Genomic DNA, 5,220 nt, shown 5'->3' with positions numbered 1-5,220 from the left:
TCTCATAGTACGTTGAAGTTAGTAAGGAATTCAGTAATTTCTAGACACTTTGATCCGCTTCTGAATTTTGTTAAGTAATCATCACTGTACCCACTTCGGCGCTGGCGGATGGCTCCCGCAATGAGCCAGACAGGAAGACCGCCTCTCTGTCTCATTGCTCCGCCTACCGCTTGTAAGGCGCCTTCGTTTAGTCAGGGAAGGTAAGTATCATAGTACGCTAAAGTCTGAAAGTGAATTTTATTAAGTACCAAAGACTACTAAAACCTCACTGTACTCAAAAAGCGAAGGCACAACTGCGGGGTCAGCCGAAGCCAGGAGACTACTAGCGCGCCCTTCGCTAGTTGGCTCCTGGCGGGAGGCAATCCCCCACGTGCCGAAGCGATGATAGGAAACCAATCTTTACTAACTTCAGTACCGGAATAAAGTCGTGCAGCGTCCCAACACAAACTGGTTTTCCAAAGTACATAAACCCACTCAATCTACCCTGTACACTAAAGCGAAGGCACAACTGCGGGGTCAGCCGAAGCAAAGAGACAACTAGCGCGACTTTCGCTAGTTGGCTCTTTGTGGGAGGCAATCCCCCACGTGCCGAAGCGATGTTAGTAAGCTGACCTTCACCAACATTAGTACCGTAAAAAAGTCGAGCAACGACAAAAAAAGGAACTGTTCAAGAAGGCGTAAACCACACCTTCTTAACACAGCCCCTACCTACTCATCTAGACTTCGGTAACTGTTGCATCCCAGCAAGCTTCTTCACAAGCTGCTCAAGCAACACAGGAATTTCCTTAAACGCACTATCAACATGAACACGCTCTGACTTCTGATGCGCATCCTTACCAAACGGGCCGACATTTAACACTGGCGCCGTAAGCTTCCGCATATCCTCAAACGGAATATCATACGTTGCTCCATAAACTGGCGTATTCCTAGCATAGGCTTTCCAGTGATTAGCTTCATCTTTATAATGAACATAACTTAAATCACAAATCCCATTAAAATAATGAACCTGATCAAGAGTCAGATCAAACACTTGCGCTCTCTCTTGCAAAAATTCAATAGATTCCATTACGAGAGGATCATCTGACGTATTTACAGCCGGATAATAAGGGGGGGCATAGAACAACACAACTGCTGGACCTAATTCCTGACATTCAATCATTAATGTATCCACAATTCGAATCGATTGTTCGCGATCATCCCAGTCTTCCTGTAGCAATACCTCCTGCTTCAAGCGTGCGACTTCGCCTGTACCTAACTTCTTATTCGCATAATCCAATAACTCTTCAAACCGCAACACACGAATATGGCCAATCATGTCTGCCGATTCACGCGCACAAACCGCTTGATACGCTTCATTACAACGTGTCATCGCTTCATTTGCGACTTGTTCAAATAAATCCATCACTTCAGCTGCGGTCCGTTTGAACATAAAGACATTATACAAAGCAGCTGCGCGTTGAGGTGTTTGCGTAGAGTATTGAAATTTCAAGTCTTTCTGCAACAACGTCACAGGTAGTGGTGTAGATTCTCCGCGATCAGTTTCCTGGAACAACGGATTCCACTCCATTGCTTGCGTCAAGAAGGAAGCCATATAATCCGCTGTAATTCCTTTCAACGGTTCTCCTACATGTGTTTCCTTCCCGTAAAACAGAGCAGACGGCATAATTTTACCGATTGTCCCCGAGTAGATATATTCTTTCGTATCTGCCGGACCTTGAGAAAATGATGGCTCACCATTTAAAAACAGCTTGAAGTTATGACCTTCTTCTTCTTGTAAACGTACCAACTCTTTAACAGCCGCACGCATACCAGCTGAGTTTACTTCTTCGTCTGGCACAGTACAAAGCAGTAAATTGATCGGCCATTTTTCGATGCTTGCCCGCTCGAGTAACTGCATATGTAATGCTAATCCCATCTTCATGTCCATCGTTCCGCGGCCAAATAAATAATTGCCGGATTCCAAATCCGCACGAGCAACGTCAGTTAACGCATCTTTATCTTCCAGCAACTTCTTCGTTAACTCTTCCGGATAAAAGGCTAGTGGCTCAAGTGCTCCGTATTCATCTGTATGCACCGTATCGAAGTGGCTAATCAAAACAATCGTGTCTGTAGCTTTTGGATGCTTATACAGCGCATGCACTACTTGTCTTCCAATGCCTGCATCATGTAGCGTTACTTGCTCAGGGTTTTTCACAAAATAGTCTAGTTCACTTAATTTATTTTGTAGCTTCCAAGAAAAGAAACGCTCTCCTTCTGTTAACGTTCGGCTGTCCCAGCTAACGAGCTCGCATAATAGACTTCGTAGCTTTTCAGGTGTGTCAAAACAGTATCTATTCATATACTATTCTCCTCCGCTAGTTGTATAAAGTATAGATGATTGTTTGCTAAATAATGAAAGAACTTGCGCCAGTTGCTGACCAAGTTCTTTCATTATACCTATTATTTATATGATTGAGTAAGCAACGGCTTTGTAGATTTCACTCTTTCTACTGCACGCTTTAGTTGCCGCAAATGTCTTTTTTCATGGAATCCTACGAAACGGAACCATTGGATCAACGGAACATTTCCAAACATAGGATGCTTAATAGATTTCGCCCTTAGCTCCACTTCAGTCGCTGAGTCATAAATATCAAGAAGAAAGTTTCTAGATTGATGCAGTCTTTCTTTAATTTCTGAGATAGAAAGGTGTATATCCGTCGGTTCGGTATATTCCAATGCATAAGTCTTCAAAAGTGGAATGGAACTCACACTAATCGGTTTCTTAAATACACGGAGGCTGTCGGGATTTTTCAATTCTTTGGCGATGTTTGTAGCCACTTGGCATTCCATTAATGCTAAATGCTCTACAATCTGCTTTGGTGACCAACCACCGTGTGATGGCATTTCGTTGAACTCCTCATCAGTCAATCCTTCGATCAATTGTAAGATTCGTTTACGGACTTTGATGTTTTCTCCAAAAACCACCAACATCCTCCTCCATTTCTTCCTCAAACTCATTACTATTGGAATAGCATACTCCTTTTTTTCGAAGATTTAAAGGAAGTTGTTTATATTTCATTTTTCCGAATTATTAAAGGTTTTAGCGATGAAATAAAGCAGTCATGAACTACGCATTTCATGCCGTTTAGGATGTTTTTCATACCAACCTATAGAGTAAGCATACGTCCAACTACTCTAACTCTGTAGTCACTTCGCTAACTGAAAAGTTGCACTTTATGTTAAAGTATTTACAACTGATCATTACACAGTATAATGTATAAATATACAGTAATACACATTGATTACAAGGAGAGAAGCACCTTGAAAAAATATACCGCCAGTACGTGGTTCACATTCCTAATCCCTTCTATACTCGGAATCATCCTATTTATGATTCCACTTCCATTTGAAGCGGGCTGGAAAGTGCCCATCGCCAAATTAGCTGATTTGCTAGCAGGCACATTAGAACCGATTATTCCTCAGTTGATGATGTACTTGATTTCACTATCAGCAATCGGATCTGTAATTTTTCTTTTCGTCCAAAGAGATCCACATCATTCTTCTTTTTTCTTGAACTTATTTAAAGTGACTCCTTTCTGGACGATCACACGTATAATCGGTGCAATCTTCGCCATTATGGTTGTCTTCAAATTAGGACCAGAAGCAATTTGGAGTGAAAATACGGGTGGTCTGTTATTAGCAAGTGATGGACTCGTTTCCTTTTTGTTCAGTATTTTCTTCTTCGCCGGATTTTTATTGCCTTTATTATTGAACTTTGGACTACTTGAGTTTTTCGGTACGTTAATGGTCAAAATTATGCGACCGTTATTCAATCTTCCTGGCCGTTCATCTATTGATGCATTCGCTTCTTGGATCGGCGATGGTACGATTGGTGTCTTATTGACAAGTAAGCAATATGAAGATGGCTACTATACACAGCGAGAAGCTGCTATTATTTCTACAACATTTTCTGTCGTGTCGATTACGTTTTCATTGGTCATTATCGATACAGTTGGAATGGCAAATTATTTCCTTCCATTTTATGCGACCGTTATTATTACAGGCTTTATCCTGGCACTGATCATGCCGAGAATCTATCCACTACGTTCGATTAAGAACACCTATATTGATGATCGGGAGTATTCAGAAGAAGATGAAAAACTTCCTCCGAATACGAATGTGATTTCATTAGGTATCGAAAATGCATTGAAAACAGCTTCGAAACAGCGTTCAGTTGTGAAAACTGTCAAATCCGGGATGAAAAATGTTTTGGATATGTGGTTCGGTGTGACACCAGTCGTTATGGCATTTGGTACAGTCGCATTAGTTATGGCAGAGTATACGAATATATTCCGGATATTAGGGAAACCATTCGAGTATATTTTAAACGTACTCCAAATTCCTGAAGCTGCAGATGCCGCACAGACTATGGTTGTTGGTTTCGCAGATATGTTCTTACCAGTCATTTTGGCTGAAGGTGTTATCACGTCACCTATTACACTATTTACAATTGCAGCAGTTTCGGTTGTACAGCTTATTTATATGTCCGAAGTCGGTGGCTTGATATTAGGGACGAAAATCCCTCTGAATATTTTCGACTTGCTGATCATTTTCTTACTTCGTACAATTATCGCATTGCCGATTATTGCGGGGATTGCACATTTATTGTTTTAACGAGGAAAACTGCTGTAGCCTTTTCGCTATAGCAGTTTTTTTGCGTAGATAAATCGTGATTACGTTAGGCCCTACACTTCTACCGACCCCGCAGTTGTGCCTTCGCTTTTTTTAGTACATGGTAGATTGAATGGGTTTCTGTACGTAGGATAACCAGTTTGTGTTGGATCGTTGCTCGACTTATTTCTGATACTGAAGGCAGTAAAGGTCGGCTTACTATCATCGCTTCGGCACGTGGGGGATTGCCTCCCGCCATGAGCCAGCTAGCGAAAGTGCGCGCTAGTTGTCTCCCGGCTTCGGCTAACCCCGCAGTTGTGCCTTCGCTTTTTGAGTACAAGGTAGATTGAGTGGGTTTCTGTACTTTGGAAAATCAGTTTTTTTAGGATCGTTGCTCGACTCTTTTTCGATACTGAAGTTAGTGAAGGTCAGCTTTCTATCATCGCTTCGGCACGTGGGGGATTGCCTCCCGCCAGGAGCCAGCTAGCGAAAGTGCGCGCTAGTTGTCTCATGGCTTCGGCTGACCCCGCAGTTGTGCCTTCGCTTTTTGAGTACAAGGTAGATTGGATA

Annotated in this window: 4 protein-coding genes; 1 reads left to right on the top strand and 3 read right to left on the bottom strand. The window is 42.2% G+C overall.

Going from position 1 to position 5,220, the window contains the following annotated elements:
- Positions 1–2 precede the first annotated feature (2 nt).
- From CSV79_RS16940 to CSV79_RS16170, 3 genes are all read right to left on the bottom strand, one after another.
- A complete protein-coding gene (locus CSV79_RS16940) occupies positions 3–155 on the bottom strand; it encodes a hypothetical protein (RefSeq protein ID WP_158232571.1) in 153 nt (50 codons plus the stop codon).
- Positions 156–712: 557 nt separating this feature from the next.
- Positions 713–2,338, bottom strand: coding sequence for a M20/M25/M40 family metallo-hydrolase (locus tag CSV79_RS16175; protein ID WP_099690080.1), 1,626 nt, complete (start codon positions 2,336–2,338; stop codon positions 713–715).
- Positions 2,339–2,439: 101 nt separating this feature from the next.
- Positions 2,440–2,970, bottom strand: coding sequence for a DinB family protein (locus CSV79_RS16170; RefSeq protein ID WP_233201477.1), 531 nt, complete (start codon positions 2,968–2,970; stop codon positions 2,440–2,442).
- A gap of 330 nt (positions 2,971–3,300) precedes the next feature.
- Between CSV79_RS16170 and CSV79_RS16165 the strand changes: the two genes are divergently transcribed.
- Complete coding sequence (locus CSV79_RS16165) at positions 3,301–4,653, top strand: YjiH family protein (RefSeq protein ID WP_099690078.1); 1,353 nt, start codon at positions 3,301–3,303, stop codon at positions 4,651–4,653.
- Positions 4,654–5,220: the final 567 nt, after the last annotated feature.

The sequence above is a fragment of the Sporosarcina sp. P13 genome, assembly GCF_002743055.1.
In the GTDB taxonomy this organism is placed as follows: domain Bacteria; phylum Bacillota; class Bacilli; order Bacillales_A; family Planococcaceae; genus Sporosarcina.
Note: the sequence above shows the minus strand (reverse complement) of the source record. Positions and strands in the feature narration are given on the sequence as shown.